The sequence below is a fragment of the Pseudoalteromonas sp. DY56-GL79 genome (genome assembly GCF_041414765.1).
In the GTDB taxonomy this organism is placed as follows: domain Bacteria; phylum Pseudomonadota; class Gammaproteobacteria; order Enterobacterales; family Alteromonadaceae; genus Pseudoalteromonas; species Pseudoalteromonas piscicida.
Genome location: NZ_JANHZS010000006.1, coordinates 1 through 15,484 on the forward strand (window position 1 = coordinate 1; position 15,484 = coordinate 15,484).

At 42.4% G+C, this 15,484-nt stretch carries 14 protein-coding genes and 1 rRNA gene; 8 read left to right on the forward strand and 7 right to left on the reverse strand.

Annotated elements, in window-relative coordinates:
• Window positions 1–225 precede the first annotated feature (225 nt).
• From rrf to NO992_RS05585, 3 genes are all read left to right on the forward strand, one after another.
• A 5S ribosomal RNA gene (rrf, locus tag NO992_RS05575) occupies window positions 226–339 on the forward strand.
• Window positions 340–732: 393 nt separating this feature from the next.
• On the forward strand, window positions 733–1,347 hold the full coding sequence (locus tag NO992_RS05580; RefSeq protein ID WP_010376603.1) for a trimeric intracellular cation channel family protein: 615 nt from the start codon (window positions 733–735) through the stop codon (window positions 1,345–1,347).
• 17 nt (window positions 1,348–1,364) lie between these two features.
• Window positions 1,365–2,885, forward strand: a complete 1,521-nt coding sequence (locus NO992_RS05585; RefSeq protein ID WP_371375053.1) for a YifB family Mg chelatase-like AAA ATPase — start codon at window positions 1,365–1,367, stop codon at window positions 2,883–2,885.
• Window positions 2,886–2,928: 43 nt separating this feature from the next.
• Here NO992_RS05585 and NO992_RS05590 read toward each other — a convergent pair whose 3' ends face one another.
• The gene (locus tag NO992_RS05590; protein ID WP_017219015.1) at window positions 2,929–3,624 is read right to left on the reverse strand and encodes a response regulator transcription factor; all 696 of its coding nucleotides are present in this window, start codon (window positions 3,622–3,624) and stop codon (window positions 2,929–2,931) included.
• A 225-nt stretch (window positions 3,625–3,849) separates the two neighbouring features.
• Window positions 3,850–6,303 (reverse strand): alpha/beta hydrolase family protein, encoded by a 2,454-nt coding sequence (locus NO992_RS05595; RefSeq protein ID WP_371375056.1) that lies wholly within the window; start codon window positions 6,301–6,303, stop codon window positions 3,850–3,852.
• A 166-nt stretch (window positions 6,304–6,469) separates the two neighbouring features.
• Here NO992_RS05595 and NO992_RS05600 point away from each other — a divergent pair, with 166 nt between their 5' ends.
• Window positions 6,470–7,597 carry a hemolysin family protein gene (locus tag NO992_RS05600; RefSeq protein ID WP_026001070.1) on the forward strand — a complete coding sequence of 376 codons (1,128 nt, stop codon included), beginning with the start codon at window positions 6,470–6,472 and terminating at the stop codon, window positions 7,595–7,597.
• On the opposite strand, the gene NO992_RS05605 is transcribed toward NO992_RS05600, so the two are convergent.
• Window positions 7,581–8,789: an EAL domain-containing protein gene (locus NO992_RS05605; RefSeq protein WP_371375059.1), complete on the reverse strand. Its 1,209-nt coding sequence runs from the start codon at window positions 8,787–8,789 to the stop codon at window positions 7,581–7,583. The two genes, NO992_RS05600 and NO992_RS05605, sit on opposite strands and share 17 nt — an antisense overlap.
• A 210-nt stretch (window positions 8,790–8,999) precedes the next feature.
• On the opposite strand from NO992_RS05605, the gene NO992_RS05610 reads away from it, so the two are divergent.
• Entirely contained in the window at window positions 9,000–10,010 is a 1,011-nt protein-coding gene (locus NO992_RS05610; RefSeq protein ID WP_371375062.1) for a metalloprotease, read from the forward strand.
• A 30-nt stretch (window positions 10,011–10,040) separates the two neighbouring features.
• Here the strand turns inward: NO992_RS05610 and NO992_RS05615 are convergent, their stop codons facing one another.
• Window positions 10,041–11,354 (reverse strand): short-chain fatty acid transporter, encoded by a 1,314-nt coding sequence (locus NO992_RS05615; RefSeq protein ID WP_371375064.1) that lies wholly within the window; start codon window positions 11,352–11,354, stop codon window positions 10,041–10,043.
• Window positions 11,355–11,574: 220 nt separating this feature from the next.
• On the opposite strand from NO992_RS05615, the gene NO992_RS05620 reads away from it, so the two are divergent.
• Entirely contained in the window at window positions 11,575–11,802 is a 228-nt protein-coding gene (locus NO992_RS05620) for a hypothetical protein (RefSeq protein ID WP_010376621.1), read from the forward strand.
• Between the two features lie 3 nt (window positions 11,803–11,805).
• Here the strand turns inward: NO992_RS05620 and NO992_RS05625 are convergent, their stop codons facing one another.
• Window positions 11,806–12,708 carry an AEC family transporter gene (locus NO992_RS05625; protein WP_371375067.1) on the reverse strand — a complete coding sequence of 301 codons (903 nt, stop codon included), beginning with the start codon at window positions 12,706–12,708 and terminating at the stop codon, window positions 11,806–11,808.
• A 104-nt stretch (window positions 12,709–12,812) separates the two neighbouring features.
• Here NO992_RS05625 and NO992_RS05630 point away from each other — a divergent pair, with 104 nt between their 5' ends.
• Entirely contained in the window at window positions 12,813–13,181 is a 369-nt protein-coding gene (locus NO992_RS05630; protein WP_017219021.1) for a YacL family protein, read from the forward strand.
• Between the two features lie 63 nt (window positions 13,182–13,244).
• On the opposite strand, the gene NO992_RS05635 is transcribed toward NO992_RS05630, so the two are convergent.
• Window positions 13,245–13,946: a 2OG-Fe(II) oxygenase gene (locus NO992_RS05635; protein WP_017219022.1), complete on the reverse strand. Its 702-nt coding sequence runs from the start codon at window positions 13,944–13,946 to the stop codon at window positions 13,245–13,247.
• 29 nt (window positions 13,947–13,975) lie between these two features.
• Between NO992_RS05635 and NO992_RS05640 the strand changes: the two genes are divergently transcribed.
• Entirely contained in the window at window positions 13,976–14,374 is a 399-nt protein-coding gene (locus tag NO992_RS05640) for an acyl-CoA thioesterase (RefSeq protein ID WP_371375073.1), read from the forward strand.
• Here the strand turns inward: NO992_RS05640 and NO992_RS05645 are convergent.
• On the reverse strand, window positions 14,355–15,449 hold the full coding sequence (locus NO992_RS05645; RefSeq protein WP_010376628.1) for a hypothetical protein: 1,095 nt from the start codon (window positions 15,447–15,449) through the stop codon (window positions 14,355–14,357). The two genes, NO992_RS05640 and NO992_RS05645, sit on opposite strands and share 20 nt — an antisense overlap.
• Window positions 15,450–15,484 lie beyond the last annotated feature (35 nt).

The window sequence follows — 15,484 nt, forward strand, 5'->3', positions numbered from 1 at the left end:
TGGAAGTGCTGTGAGGCATTAAGCTAACTCGTACTAATTACCCGTGAGGCTTAACCATACAACGCCAAAGTGGTTTACTAGAATTGTTCCAGACAATTCCTAGCATGACCTCCATCCATGGAGGCCTTAGCTAACAGAAGTTAATAGACTAAAGTAGACAAAAGAATTTAATAGCTTTTTCCGGATTTACATTAATGAGGGAGACTTCATTGATGAACAGAATTTCCTGGTGACTATAGCGTTTTGGACCCACCTGACCCCATGCCGAACTCAGAAGTGAAACAAAACAGCGTCGATGATAGTGTGGATTACCCATGTGAAAGTAGAACATCGCCAGGGCCAAATAAGAGAAACCCGTTGCAGCAATGCGACGGGTTTTTTGCTGTTTGGGGTATAGAGATTTGAGAAATAGAAAACCTCGCAAGCAATTAAAACCTCGCGAGGTAAACTCGCTCCTACCACAGTATCTGCAAGTGCAGCATGGTCGGAGGTTGTTTATCCGCCGATGGTTTGCAATGAAGTTCTGAAAAAATATTCTAAACCTAAGTAAATGCGCTACACCACAGTATAAACATGTATCGTGATAGGCGGTTTACCCACAAGTATTCATCCTAAACATTTCATAAAGTCACTTTACTCAGTACATTGAAAACTGTAAATATCGGCGATCCTACTACCTTTTGTGTGAGATCTTCGTTATGATTTTGCTTTTGTTTCACAACTAATTACGAAATGTCAGAACTCTATCATTGGTTTGATCTCTTGGGCGTTATGGTTTTTGCGATCTCGGGAACCTTAATTGCGCATAGTAAACACATGGATGGCTTTGGTGTGATTGTCCTTGCGACTGTAACTGGTATCGGGGGGGGGACATTACGAGACTTGATTTTAGATCAACCTGTTTTTTGGCTTCATGATACTAGCTATATTTACGCTATTTTATTTGCTGTCGCTGTGAGCATATGGTGGCTAAATCGGCATCAAAATATTCCAAGAACTGTACTGCAGGTTGCTGATGCCATTGGACTTGCTTTTTTCGCTGTAATGGGAGTACAAAAGGCTTTAAGTATCGGAATGCCTGATACTACAGCTGTGATCATGGGCGTATTGACCGGGTGTTTTGGTGGGGTTATCAGAGACGTATTAGCTCGAGAGATCCCCCTACTTCTAAAAGGAGAGTTATACGCGATCACCTGCATTTTTGGCGGGATAGTCTATACTCAAGCAATTAAATTGGGCATGGCAACAGAATACGTAATGGTATTGTCCATGGCGGCAACTTTGTTATTAAGATTAGCGGCTATGCGATACCACTTGGTGTTACACGTATTTAACTATAAATTTTAAGTAAGCAGGAGACATGGATGTCTTTAGCAAGAGTCTTCACTCGAGCACAAGTTGGTATTACCGCTCCCGAGGTAATTGTTGAGGTGCACCTTAGCAACGGTTTACCTGCCTTTAGTATTGTTGGGTTACCCGAAACCTCAGTTAAAGAAGCCAAAGAGCGCGTTCGTAGTGCCCTTGTTAATGCTGGCTTTTTATTTCCAGAACAGCGTATCACAGTAAACTTAGCACCAGCAGATCTACCCAAAGACGGTGGCCGCTTTGACTTTGCAATCGCACTCGGTGTTCTCGTCGCATCAGGACAGTTAGATAGCCATGCTATTGCTGATAAAGAGTTTTATGGTGAGCTTGCGTTAAATGGTGAGCTGAGGACGGTCACTGCGATTTTGCCATCTGTTATTGCAGCAGCGAAGGAGGGGAGAACTGCTTACTTACCAATTGGTAACGATGCAGTTGCGAGCCTCGCCGCTGATGCCAATCGTGTTGCTATAAGCTGCTTGCGTACAGCATGGTTAGGCTTAAGCGGCCAGCAATCACTTAGGTTTAATCAACTCTACCCAGATAATTTAACTATTGAAGCTTCAGGTGGGAGCTTGCTGGATATGGCTGAGGTGAAAGGGCAAGAGGGGGCGAAGCGAGTGCTAGAAATAGCCGCGGCAGGTGGGCATAACGTTTTATTTCTTGGTCCTCCGGGCACTGGAAAATCGATGCTTGCTCAGCGTCTACCCACTATAATGCCACTAATGACGGATAATCAGGCATTAGAAACAGCTTCTATCTATTCCATACTGGGAAAAACAATCAGTCAATCAAACTGGAAAACAAGGCCTTTTAGAGCTCCACATCATACTTGCTCTGCGGTAGCCTTGGTTGGAGGCTCGTCGAACCCTAAGCCTGGGGAGATATCATTGTCAAATAATGGCGTTCTATTTTTGGACGAGTTGCCAGAATTTGATAGGAAGGTACTGGACTCATTACGTGAGCCAATGGAAACGGGCATGGTAACGATTTCGCGCGCAGCTCGGCAAGTTGATTACCCTGCAAACTTTCAACTGATTGCAGCATTAAATCCCAGTCCTACAGGTTGTTACACTGACAAGCGAGCGTCTCCGGATCAAGTATTGCGCTATTTGGCTAAGATTTCAGGTCCATTTTTAGACCGAATAGATCTACAGGTAGAATTACCTCGTCTAAAAACAGAAGAGCTACAATCCCAGAGTGATGGAGAGTCTAGCGAGACAATAAGGGCTAGGGTGGAACAGGCCTATAAAACAGCTTTAGCACGTCAGGGAAAATGTAACGATCAACTGAGTGTAAAAGAGCTAAATCATATCTGCTATCTTGCTGATACTGAACGTTTATTTCTAGCAAAGGCAGCAGAAAAACTAAAGCTATCACCACGTTCATATCATCGAATAATCAAGGTCGCGCGTACCATAGCAGATCTGAGCTCGACACCTAATATTAGCTTGTCACATTTAAAGGAGGCGCTTAGTTATCGTGCGCTGGAGAGGTTGTTAGGTCAGTTAACACAGTTCTAGCTAACGGCATTTCAATAGATAGGGAGTGTATAATTGGTAAAGGTTAAGCTGATAACATATAACCCTTGCCGCGAACCGTCACAATGCGTTTTTGCTCTTTTTCATCGCCGAGTTTTTTGCGTAGTCGGCCAACTAAGACATCAACCGTTCTGTCACTTGGGCTCCAATCAGGTTGCCCAATGTCTTCTGAAATACGCTCTCTGGATGTTGCCCTTCCTGCATTGGAAATAAGACAAATTAATACTTTATGCTCTGCTTCGGTAAGTCGAGACTCAATACCATGTTGATTGATTAAGGTACGGTTATCAGGGTGTAGTTTAAAGTCAGCATATTCGATAAACTCTTCCGATTCATCGTCTTTATTACCAACTAAACGTTTGTATAAGGCACGCATACGCAGTTCAAGCTCAAGCGTATCAACAGGCTTACAAACGTAGTCATCAGCACCTTGCGCAAGACCTGCGATTCTGTCGGCTTGAGAGTCTCGGCTAGAAAGCATGATGACACCAAGGTCTGATAAGGTATTAATCTCTTTCGCAAGTTGCAGGCCATCGGTGGCAGGTAAAACAACATCAACAATAGCAAGTGCAAATGGGTTTTGGGTTTGAGATTGAATAAGCTCAAGCGCAGTAGCCCCTGTATTGTCTACAGTGATACTGAACTCGGTATTTTCAAAGTGACTACACAGTCGCTTTGCTAAGAGTTCATCATCTTCAACTAATAAAACCTTTATGCTCATGTTTTCACTGTTAATTGTTGTTTAATTGTCGTTAATATAACACTGAGAGATCGCTGCTTGGAAGTACATGAAACGAATTCTTACAACTCTGTATCTGGCACGTTAACCTGACAACCTAGTTCGATCAAGAGGAAACCGAGCTTTATTATTAAATTATATACAATGATGTGTTTGATTGCTGCTTCCATAAACAAAAAGGCGACACAGAGTGCCGCCTAGTGTTGATTACTTACCGTATAGATGTTCCCACCATTGTGGCTCTTGCTTTAAATGTTTATCGAAATAAGCCAGCATGGTGTTCCACCAATGGAAGCGCTTGTCACGAGCAAAAATTTGATGATCTGCGCCTTTGTATTCGACCAACTCAACATCTTGGCCAAGGATCTTCAATGCGGTATACATATTGTGACTTTCACCTGGCGGCACATTGGTATCCGCGTCGCCGTGAATTAACAATAATGGTGTTGTTACTTTGTCTGCATTAAATACCGGGCTATGTTGTGAGTAAAGCGTTGGATTGTTCCAAGGGAAACTTCCTTTTGAGGCCTCGCCAGAATACAAATAACCCCACCAGCCTTGGCCCCAGTATGAAGTAATATTAGAAATACCAGCATGTGAGATAGAAGCTGAGAACAAATCAGTTTTTGTTGTTAGCAGCATGGTCATGAAGCCGCCGTAAGAAGCACCTAAATTACCTAAACGCTTGTCATCAACGAAAGGGTAGGCTTTCACAAACTCTTTGGTACCCATGATGATATCGTTAGCGGTGTGTTCACCCCAAGCATTGACGTGCTCTGCTGAAAATTTCTGACCGAAACCTGTCGCACCAGTTGGTTGCAAGACATAAACCACATAGCCTTTTGCTGCCCATAAGTTAAATGGGTAACGCCCTGTAAAGCCACGAGTCACTGGAGAAGTGCCACCGTAGTAATAAACGAGTGCTGGGTATTTTTTAGCTTTGTCTAAATCGTGTGGTAGATACACGCGGCCTTTAATCTCCACGCCTTCAGTATTAGTAAAATTAAACTCTTCTAGGTTGGCAATTTCCGCATTCTGGTATGCGATATTTGTTGAGTCCCAGAGCGTGTCAGCTCGCTTATCTGAGGTTGACATGGTTTTTAACTGTTGTGGAGTTGATGCTGTAGTTCCCGTGAATAAGATCTCTGGATTACGTTCACTCGACACAGAATAGTTGGCGACAACATCCAGCCCAGTGTTTAAGCGTTTGAAAGTAGACTTACTTTCGTCAAAGAGGAAAAGCTGTTGACGATCTTGGTCAGTCGCTTTTAGTACCACATCGCCATTACTGAGTACGGTAAAGCTGCCTATGGCTGGGTCAAAGTTTTTACTCAGTGCTTTTACATTGTTGCCTTTGCGATCTAACCAATAGAGTTGGCCATCATAGTTATTCGCGAGCATACCTTCAGGTAAGTTGCGCCCCGCACCTTCTGCAAAATCAGGACCTGCAGTTACATAAATACCATTTTTAGTGTATTGCGCGCCGCTAAATGTACGATACTGACCAATAACACTTTGCTGATTGTTTGATAGATCGATTTCTATTAGCTCTGTCAACATGTGAGGAGGTTGCGCGTAGTCTTGCTTATTACGCGTTGCTAAAACCGTGTTTGCTTGTGCGTCAAAGTCGGCCAAGTTGTGGCTTTGTGCGCCAACGGTCACAGGATTAAGTAGCCCACTTTTTATATCGAGTAAGAAGATTTGCGATTGAGTGCGAGCATATGACCATCTATCTTCTAAACCTTGATAATGTTTAGTCAGTTTGCCTTCTTCTTTGCCGCTGTTGGTCCAAGCAAAAATAAGCGTGTCATTATCAAAAAACTCGATACTATTAGCGCCATTGAGCTGAGTAGCAACTTGAGTACGTTTAAAGGTTTTTACATCAAGGACGTAAGCTTTATTATCTTTTAAATAAGTGAGTTTGCCGCTGTCATCACGCCACGCAAAGCTATTTGCGCTCATGCCATCGAAACTGTAAAGCATGTCACCATCTTCATTGTATAAAGCTGTTTCGGTGATTGCTGCGTTGCCTTTTTCATCATCGTAGTGGCGTACGGTAGAAATGTAATATTCGCCGTTAGGTGCAAGTGAGATAGCACTCACTGTTGGAGCATCAAACAATTGCTTTGCAGACAGTGCTTTGGTTTGTTTTTCTGTTAGCGTGATAACGTCATGTGCTGCTTCGCCTTCAAAGCTAAGATCAACCTTATTCCAGTCATTCACCTGCTCAGCGATAACGAGGATTTGATGATCGCCCTTGACTACATCAAGCTGAACCTCTTTAACACCGGAGACAGGCTCTCCATTTAGAAATACTTTGGCCTTCTCGACGCCCTCAAGCTTGAGTTTACCTGAAACAAAACGTTCAGTAGTGAAATTAAACTTCAGAGCCTGCAGTCCTGGTATCGTTAATTGAGATATTTTATTCAGTGGTTGCCATTTGCTTTCATTATTGAATAGCGTTACCTGTTTGACGTCTTGTTGTAATGATGGTAGCAAGTTTTCAATAATTGCATCACGATGAGCTGTGTCAGCTGGCTTTATTGTTGATTCGCCTGCGATGGGACCCAAAAATTGTATTTTTGATTCGTCTAATGGGCTTGCTGAAAGTTGTGTTGAGACTGCCGTAAATAGTAGAGTGACGGCTGTACGTAATTTCATTTATTTGCGCCTATTGTAGGTAATTATATGATAAAACTATATCATAGTATTTTGAACCGGTTGTATTGCTGCGATAGACGTCCTAAATTTAATAGTCTGTGTTGATGAGCAACATAACGTATGCAGTTAAGCAAATACTTAGCGTTGAATAAAGAGGAGAATTTACTTGGTTTTATTATTAACCTACATGTTTTTGGCAATAGCTATCTCTTTTATCTGTTCGGTGATGGAAGCGGTGCTACTTAGTATTACGCCAAGCCATATAGGGATCTTAAAGCAAGACAATGATGCATTAGCATCGCGAGTTCAACGCCTTAAAGACAACATTGATCAGCCTTTATCTGCCATTCTAACGTTAAATACCGTTGCGCATACCGCCGGTGCAGCAGGGGTTGGTGCACAAGCTGCTGTGGTATTTTCAGATGCAGCTGTTGGTATTGCGTCTGCAGTGATGACGCTACTGGTTTTGGTACTGTCAGAAATCATTCCAAAGACTTTAGGAGCGACTTATTGGCGCGGATTAACACCTATCGTTTCCAGTGTGTTGGTATGGTTAGTTCGAATATTGAAGCCTTTTGTGTGGATGTCTGATCAGTTAACAAAAGTGATAGGCCGTAAAGAAGATGAGGCTCACTATATTCGTCAAGAAATCGAAGCGATGGCGGAGATTGGCTCTGAAGCAGGCGCATTACATCAAGACGAAACTGAAACCATTCGCAGCTTGTTGCGCTTTCGCCACGCCAAACTCGAAAGCATTATGACACCAAGAACGGTACTGTTTAAGGTGCATAAAGATATGACAGTGCACGAGTATTTGTCTGAGCATGGTTCGGTTGCTTTTTCTCGGGTGTTGGTATTTGATAAAAATACAGACGACATTATCGGCTTTGTGCATAAGAATGACATTATGCTTGCTTATCATAGGCTTGGAGAAGACTATAAAATTGGTAAGCTATCTCGCCCTCTTTATACGGTACCGGAAACGCTAGCTGCGCCAGAGCTATTCAAAGCGTTACTGGCAAAGCGTCTACACATTGCGCTTGTCATTGATGAATATGGCGATGTACAAGGCATAGTGACATTAGAAGATTTGCTTGAATCATTAATGGGAATGGATATTGTTGATGAGCGAGAGCAAACCACCAATATGCAAGCTGCTGCCAAGCAAAAGTGGCGAGAGCGAGTAGATAATCATGATAATTTGATTGAAGACAGCGACGAAGCTGCAGAAGCGTCTGAAACGCAAAGCGATAGAGAGGAAACGCCCTCTCCAGAGGTTAAGGGTTCGAATTAATCATGCGCTGCCAAGAGTGTATCCACCCAACTAGTTCTGTTAGTGGTTTAGGTTTGCTGATTAAAAAACCCTGCATTAATAGGCTATGCTTGTAGCGGTCAAGGTATTGTAGCTCTTCAATCCGCTCTATACCTTCAGCTACTATGTCTAATTGTTGATTTTGTGCGATATCGATTAAGCTGTCGATAAGTACCTGTGAAAAGCGATCGGATTCCACATGGGTTATCAAAGAGCGGTCGATTTTGATCTCAGTAAACGGCAAAGACTTTAACTGCTGAATATTGGTAAATCCAGTACCAAAGTCATCTAACGAAATATCAAACCCCCGGATCCGTAAACGGTTCATTGTTTCCAATTGAATAGACTGATTCATCGGTTGGTTTTCAGTAATTTCTAAAATGATATCACTAGGCTTTAAACGGTTTATTTCTAGAATAAGTGCCAGTTTATCTGGGCAGCTCAGATCATTTAATTGTACAGGTGATAGATTAAAAGCCAGTTTAATTGGGTAATTGAGCTCAGATTTGATTGCTTTAAACTCGTCCGTTGCCTTTTCAAAAAGCTGGAAAGTAATAATGTTGATTAGATCGGTATCTTCGGCCACGCCAATGAAATGGTCCGGTAAAATGACTTGCTCGGTATTTTTAGACACAATACGGGCAAGCACTTCGACACTTTTTATCTTTTTGTCACCACGGTGAACCTTTGGCTGATAGTAAGGCGTAATTTCATTGTGACTAATGGCGTGCAAAAGATCGCTTTCGGTCACCTTTTCAATGCGGCTACGTTTAACAGTGGTATACGTCTCCATTTTTTTGAGCATACGCTCGACATCAACCAATTGTACGGGCTTGGAAATATTGCCGATAAGATGTGCATTGGATTGTCTGGCAAGGTTGGTTGCTAGATCAATAATCTTTTCGTCCATTTCGGAAATAATAATAATACCGCCGGAGAACCTTAGCTCTCCTAGTTGGCGAATAAACTCCATGCCATCCATTTCGGGCATATTGAGATCTGTAAAAATGGCGTCAAATTGATGAGGAGTCTGCCGTATTTTTTCTACAGCATTCACCGCACTTGAGCAGGTTGTGACATGCTCAATGCCAAGCTCAGTCATAATAGCTTGCATTACGACGAGGATCGCGGGTGAATCATCTACTACCATTATCCGATGTTTTGCTAATGACATTAACAATTCCTTCGTATACCTTACCTCCTTAAAGTCTAGTACAAATAATTTAAAGTGCTCAAATCTCAAAACGCTTTAAAAGGTGATTTTTACTCAATTTGAAGCGCAATAATGACACTTTGCCTGCATTTTTCTAATTCAGATTTCGGCAGCACTTTATGAAGCGGGCGCTTTTAGCGATAATGCCCTAAATGACCTTTGGATCTGAATATGAATAGAGTCGAGCTTTCGCTAGCGGACAAAGCGGTATCTATCTTTTTTAACCAACAACAAGTAGTACAGCTTTTTGTCGAGCAACAAGCGATTACCTTTGAAGAGCAACATAATGGCATTTTCGCGACTATTGATGGACAAGCACTGGCGGTAAATACAGAGCAGTTACCTCTGGGGTTACTTGGTATTGCAGTAAATGGATCTGAGCTTCGGTGGCTCGAAGTGAGCACCGAGACACCTAAAGAAAAACGCAGCTTATTTGGTTTGGCAGCATTGGGCTTAAAGTTATTTAAAAGTGCCAAGGTGGTCAAAGCTGCGTTGGCTGGCGCATCCGTGGCAGGGTACGCATGGCTATTTTCTTGGCAGTTTGCGCTTATGCTTGTGGCTTGCTTAGTCGTTCATGAATATGGCCACGTCCGTGCTATGCGCTATTTTGGGATTAAAACAAAAGGCATCTATTTGATCCCTTTTGTTGGTGGCCTGGCTGTAAGTGACGATAAGATCACGACCCGCTGGCAAGATGTAGTTATTTCTTTGATGGGACCGGCATTTGGTTTGATAACCTCAATCCTTGGAGTGGTGTTGTATTACGCGACAGAGATGGAAATCTTTGCTGGTGTTGCAGTATTAAGTGCGCTGTTGAACTTATTCAATTTACTACCCATTTTGCCGTTAGATGGTGGGCATGTTCTAAAAAGTATAAGCTTTTCAATGCGCTCTTGGGTGGGGTTATTAGCGTGTATGGCAGGAGTATTATTCGGCCTCTGGATAAGTTACACCTTTGGCTTAATCCTACTGGTGATATTCATATTGATTGGTAGTTTTGAAATCCTGATTGAGTGGCGTGGCCGTAATTACAGTCACTTATTACCCCTTGACCGATATGGGCAAGTGGTCAGCGCCATTATGTATATAGTTGTTATTACAGGTCATGTTGCGGTAATGATGCATTTTGCTGATTCAGAGAATCCAATCCTAAGCTTACCAATGAAAATTTTATCAAGTTAATCTGTGTAAGAAGGTGCGTTACGCACCTTCTTACAGAGGCAGCAACAATAAAGTTGCGATAATTACACCCGTTACCAGCAATTGTACTAGGCAAAATCCCATAATATCTTTGGCTTTAAGGCCTGCAATTGCAAGTACCGGGAGTGCCCAAAATGGCTGGATCAGGTTAGTCCAAGCATCACCCCAAGCAACGGCCATCGCGACTCTGGCTATGTCTGCATTAAGTGCTTCTGCTGCGGGAATGATAATTGGTGCTTGTACCGCCCACTGACCGCCACCTGAAGGCACAAATATATTTACAAGGCCTGCGCTTAAAAAGCTCCACAGTGGTAATGTCCATTGACTGCTAATAGAAACAAATCCTTGAGATATTTGTTGCGCAAGTCCTGTTTCTACCATCATAGCCATGATCCCAGCATAAAAAGGAAACTGGATCACGATACCGGCACCACCTTGAATTGCTTGTTGTAGACCATTGAGAATATTTGCAGGGGTTTTGTGTAGCAGCATGGCTAAGAACAAAAACAGGGCTATGACGATATTCAATGTCAATGTGCCTGCATTAAATATAAAGTAAAAGCCTAGATAGCTAAGACCGATTGCTCCTCCTAACATACCAAGCCATGAGGCATTTTCTAATTTTGCAGCCGGAGTATTGTGGGTACTGATATCATTACTTTGTTCAATGAGCTTTTCTTTATCAACAATAACTGCGTCATCATCTTTGGGAAGCATCAGTTTATTTATAAGTGGTAAAACGATAAAAATACTGAGTACGATGAGCAGGTTAAAAGGTGCAAAGATTGTCTCTGAAGTGGTAACAATACCGATGCTCTTTTCACTAAAGTGGCCCGGGGTTGCGATAGTTAGAGGGACTGAGCCTGATAGACCAGCGTGCCAAACAACAAAACCAGAGTAAGCACTGGCCACTAACAGGCGATAATCGACTTTCACTTTTCGAGCGATGGCCTTTGCAAACAAAGCTCCGACAACTAAGCCAAACCCCCAATTTAGCCAGCTGGCGCTCATCGCAACAAAGGTAGTGAGTATAATTGCTTGAGAGTGAGTCTTAGCTAGGCCAGCTATACGGTCTAGTGCTTTCGCTATTGGAGGGGTCACGGCAAGCATGTGACCACATAATAAAACTAACAACATTTGCATCGCAAAAGTAAGCAGCTTCCAAAAACCACTACCCCATGCCTCAAGCACCATGACAGGCGTTGCTGGAGTAAATAGTGCAGCGAGTATCATCACCAAAAAAGTGAGTAAAAGTACAATCACAAATGGATCGGGTAGATACTTGTCGACTAATTTTGTTAGCGGGGTGGTAAACTTGCTAAGCATAAGACATCCTGTTTTCATTATTATTTTATGTAAATCAAAGTGATTGAATTACGCATCATAATATAGCTAAACTTTAAGCTAAAAGTTAGTGGTTTAGGCTAACTTATAGTGAACAGAAAATATTGAGTTTCATTGGTTCCTTTTAAAATCAAAGTGTTAGGGTTGGCATGAAATCTGATATATTAAAAAGAAAGACTTTAAGTAACTAAGAGAGGTAACTATGTCTGGACAAGGTTCTGGTGGTAATGTAATTGCAGCGATTTGTAACGTCTTTTTCCCTGGCCTTGGTCAGTTGGTTCAAGGTCGTATATTGGCGGCTTTAATCTTCGCAATTGTTGTTGTAGGTGGGTATGCGCTGTGGTTTTTATTGGTTCCACCCGTGATTGCCGCCGTTTTCCATTTGTGGGCTATTATTGATGCTGCTAAGTATACGCCGCCTAGGTATTAACGGTTATACCAAAAAGTATAACCACCCAGTCAGGCTGACCATACTCAGCACAGTAGACAGCACAACGGTAGCCGCAAGCGTTGCTTGTTGGCTGTCGAGCTGTCTAGCAACAAGATAGGCATTAATGCCTAAAGGAGAGGCACTCATTAGAGTCACTACCTGAACTTGTTGAGTTGCTAATCCTAAATAAGTGGCAAAGAGATAAACCAATCCCGGTAGTAGCATCAGTTTTACTGCACTTAGCCATATTGCACCGTGTAACTTTCCTCGTACACCATACTGCACCAAGCTTGCACCCAAAATAAATAGCGCCCCAGGAATAGCAGGTTTTGCCAACCAACTAAAGCTTTCAAGTATTAAACTTGGTAGTTTTAACCCAGCAACGTTCAATATCAAACCACTTGAAATACTTATCACTATTGGATTTAACAGCAGGGGTTTCACAATATCTACCTTATTTTTGTGTCTTGCTGCCAGTAAAAAAGTCATAAAAAACAGCATCGCACTGTGGAATGTAATAATCATAAATACCATGGCAGCGGCTTGCTCACCGAGTGCCATTAAGATTATCGGTAATCCGACTAACACGGTATTAGAGTAGGTGCCACTTAATGCCAATGCTGCACTGTCTGCTTTTGAACGATATTGCGCTTTAAAGAGAAATAGGTATAAGCCTACATAAGTCAGAGCGACTGGGAGATAAAAGGATAATAACAAGGGACCCGTTGTAAGGCTTTCCAGATCTGCTTGCACCATACTGCTAAATAACAGCACAGGAATACACAAATTAAAGATAAAAGTACGCAAGCCATCAAGCTGATTGATGGCGATAAAGCCTATCTTTGCACTCAAAAACCCAGAAATAACGATAAAGATGAGAGGAAATAAGATCTCAACAGGCGACATGCATTGACCAACAATCGAGTGGTTAAAAGGTAATTCTATCAATGAATGCTTAGCGGACGCCACTTAGGTATAATAAAAGAAGGTGATTTAGTTAAGAAGTAAAGATGGAATACCAGTTTATTCGTGACCCACTTTCTGGGTTTCGTGCTCGCTTAAATGACGAGCATGCGTTGATAGGTCGGTGGCTAAGCGAGGAGCTTGCACATGAGTGCATTGTTAGCCTGCTGACACAGCTTGAAAACCTGCCAAATCAAAAAGAAGAGCTTGTGTTGGCTGGAAAAGAGATCCGCGCCACGTTCACGCCGCAAGAAGCATTATTTGAAAGCCACGCTCTGTTTCATGAAAGTGATGACATAGCACAATATCAAGAAGACGCACTGGCTTTAGATGAGTCGGGTATGATGGCGGTGTGCGGCTATGAAGATTTTTTACCCATGCTGATAGAGTGGGCTGAATTTACCAAAGCTAAATAAGTTCTGTGGGGTCTGTTGATCTTGCATGCTTGAGTTCAACAGCCCTTGAAGTATAGAGATAGCTTATTTGGGCGTACCATAGAGTTGCTCTGCTCTATTAAATAACACCCACGAAGTGAGTATATACTTATCATTAGAAACCGGAATATTGCCTCTATGTGTGTGTGTAAAATACCCTGGTGCTATCACCATCGAGCCTTTTACTGGGGCAATTTTACGCTTTTGATAATAAAACTCGGTCTCGCCACCTTCCTCGACATCATTAAGGTAGAACATAAATAACAGCACTCGGTGTAAGGCTTCATTATGGTCATGTTGAGGGTAGACTTCGCTGTGCCAATAGGGATAGCCGCCTTTATTTATTTGATAGCGCTGAGCTTGGATAGCACCCAAACGAAACAGCTGTTGAGCAAGGACCGGGAGTTGTGGCTTGCCGACTTCTTCAAAGTTATCCACAGTGAGGTCGACAGGCTCACCTGTTTTGGGGTGATACACTTTAAGTCCAAATGCACCGATGATCATAAAGAAATGTTCTTCAAGGTATTCAAATAAGTGCTTTGCCGTAACCTGTTGAATGTGTTGCAACTGTTTGGCATAGTCAGGATAGGAATTTAAATAAAGGTCGTGACTGACTTTTTTACTCAAGTCGACACCACCAGACGTAGTCCCCTGTTTTAAATGTGGGCTTTGATCGAAGGTCTTTACGAATTCATCGCAAAAGTCTGAACTGAGTGCGTTATCGTAAACGCGAATAAAATCACTCATGTTTTTCCCTAGTTTTTATTGGAGTTATTATGCTGTCTGAAAAGCTTATGCCGCGTTTTTGCGACACAGACGTGCTTGGACATATCAACAATACCGTACTCCCTGTGTGGTTTGAAGCCGCGCGCACACCTATTTTCAAAATATTTACACCAGATTTAAATCCAAAAGAGTGGAAATTGATTGTTGCTAAAGTCGAAGTTACTTTTAAAGGGGAGCTATTTTATGGTCAGGAAGTCGAAATAAAAACGGCTGTTGAACATATCGGCAACAGCTCATTTTTGATTTTGCAGCAGGCTTGGCAGCATGGAGAATGCTGTGCTGAAGGTAAAACCATTATGGTGCGATATGACTTTGCGGTTAAGCAATCCCAACCGCTGAGTCAGCAAGAGCGCGATGCGCTAGGTACTTTTATGGTTGCTGCGGCTTAAACTGGTGACCAATTGCCGCTGAAATACAAGGCTTTACTGTATAGGTGTAGCCGTATTCCGCGGCGTTATCCGGCATGATCTCTAAGATCTCATAATCGTTTAATTCAACAATATTACTGCCTTCGCTATGTTCACAGCGTGAGTTTCCGTCAGACTCAAAGCGAAAGATAAAGTAAGCCAGTATTTGATTAAGCACATCGTTATAGTTTTTACCTTGCTCGTGCAAATCCGGGTTGGGATCGTTATTAATAGATACCGTTAACGACTCCGGCTCATCTTCCGTGGGCTGTGCTTCATCTTGTTGTGGAGTATCGCTACTCATGTTGGCCTGTTGTGGTTGAGTTTCCGATGCTCCTTCGTTTTCTTCTGTGGAGTCAGAGGTGCGTGATTCTTTCGCGTTGGCTTGGAAAGAAATTCCGTCCTCATCTATTTTGAAATCAGAAGAAAACTCAGTAAATGCGGTTGAAGCACCTGATTTAGCGATGCCAAGCACCAAAAAAGCTAATAAAACAAAACACATGATCAGCCTGATGATTGCTGTTGTTGCCGGGTAGCGATAGTGATTCTGGTGCCAAAAAGGCTTTATACGCAATGGCTTAAGTAGGAAAAGCACAACGACATAGCAGGTCATAAAGAGCTGCGCGAGAATTAACAAGAAGGTACTGGTAATAAAGAACCAAGTAGGTAACGACAGCAACACACTCAAATTATGTGTGTAAGGGAAATTATCTGTGCTGACGCCAGTTAAATCATTGATACGACCATCAGCTTGAACCAACACAAAGTTCGCGATAAAGGCGTAAAATAACAGTATCAGTGCTTTGCCAGGCACACTTTCCCAAAAGGTCATGATCCTCGGCCAAAACTCATAACATAGTGCCGTTACAGTGGTTATTAAGATCAAAAAGCCGATGAAATTATTATCTTCAGTTTCACTCAAGCTGAACATAAAAATGATAAAACTGATTAAATAATAACGTTGAGCCAGCGTTAGACTTTGCCAAAATTGGCCGATGGAAAAGCGCAGTCTTGCTAGGTACGCGGTTAAGTTTTTTGGTGCGAGAAGTTGATGCATAATAAATGAATTTGTAATTATTATGCACCAATAAT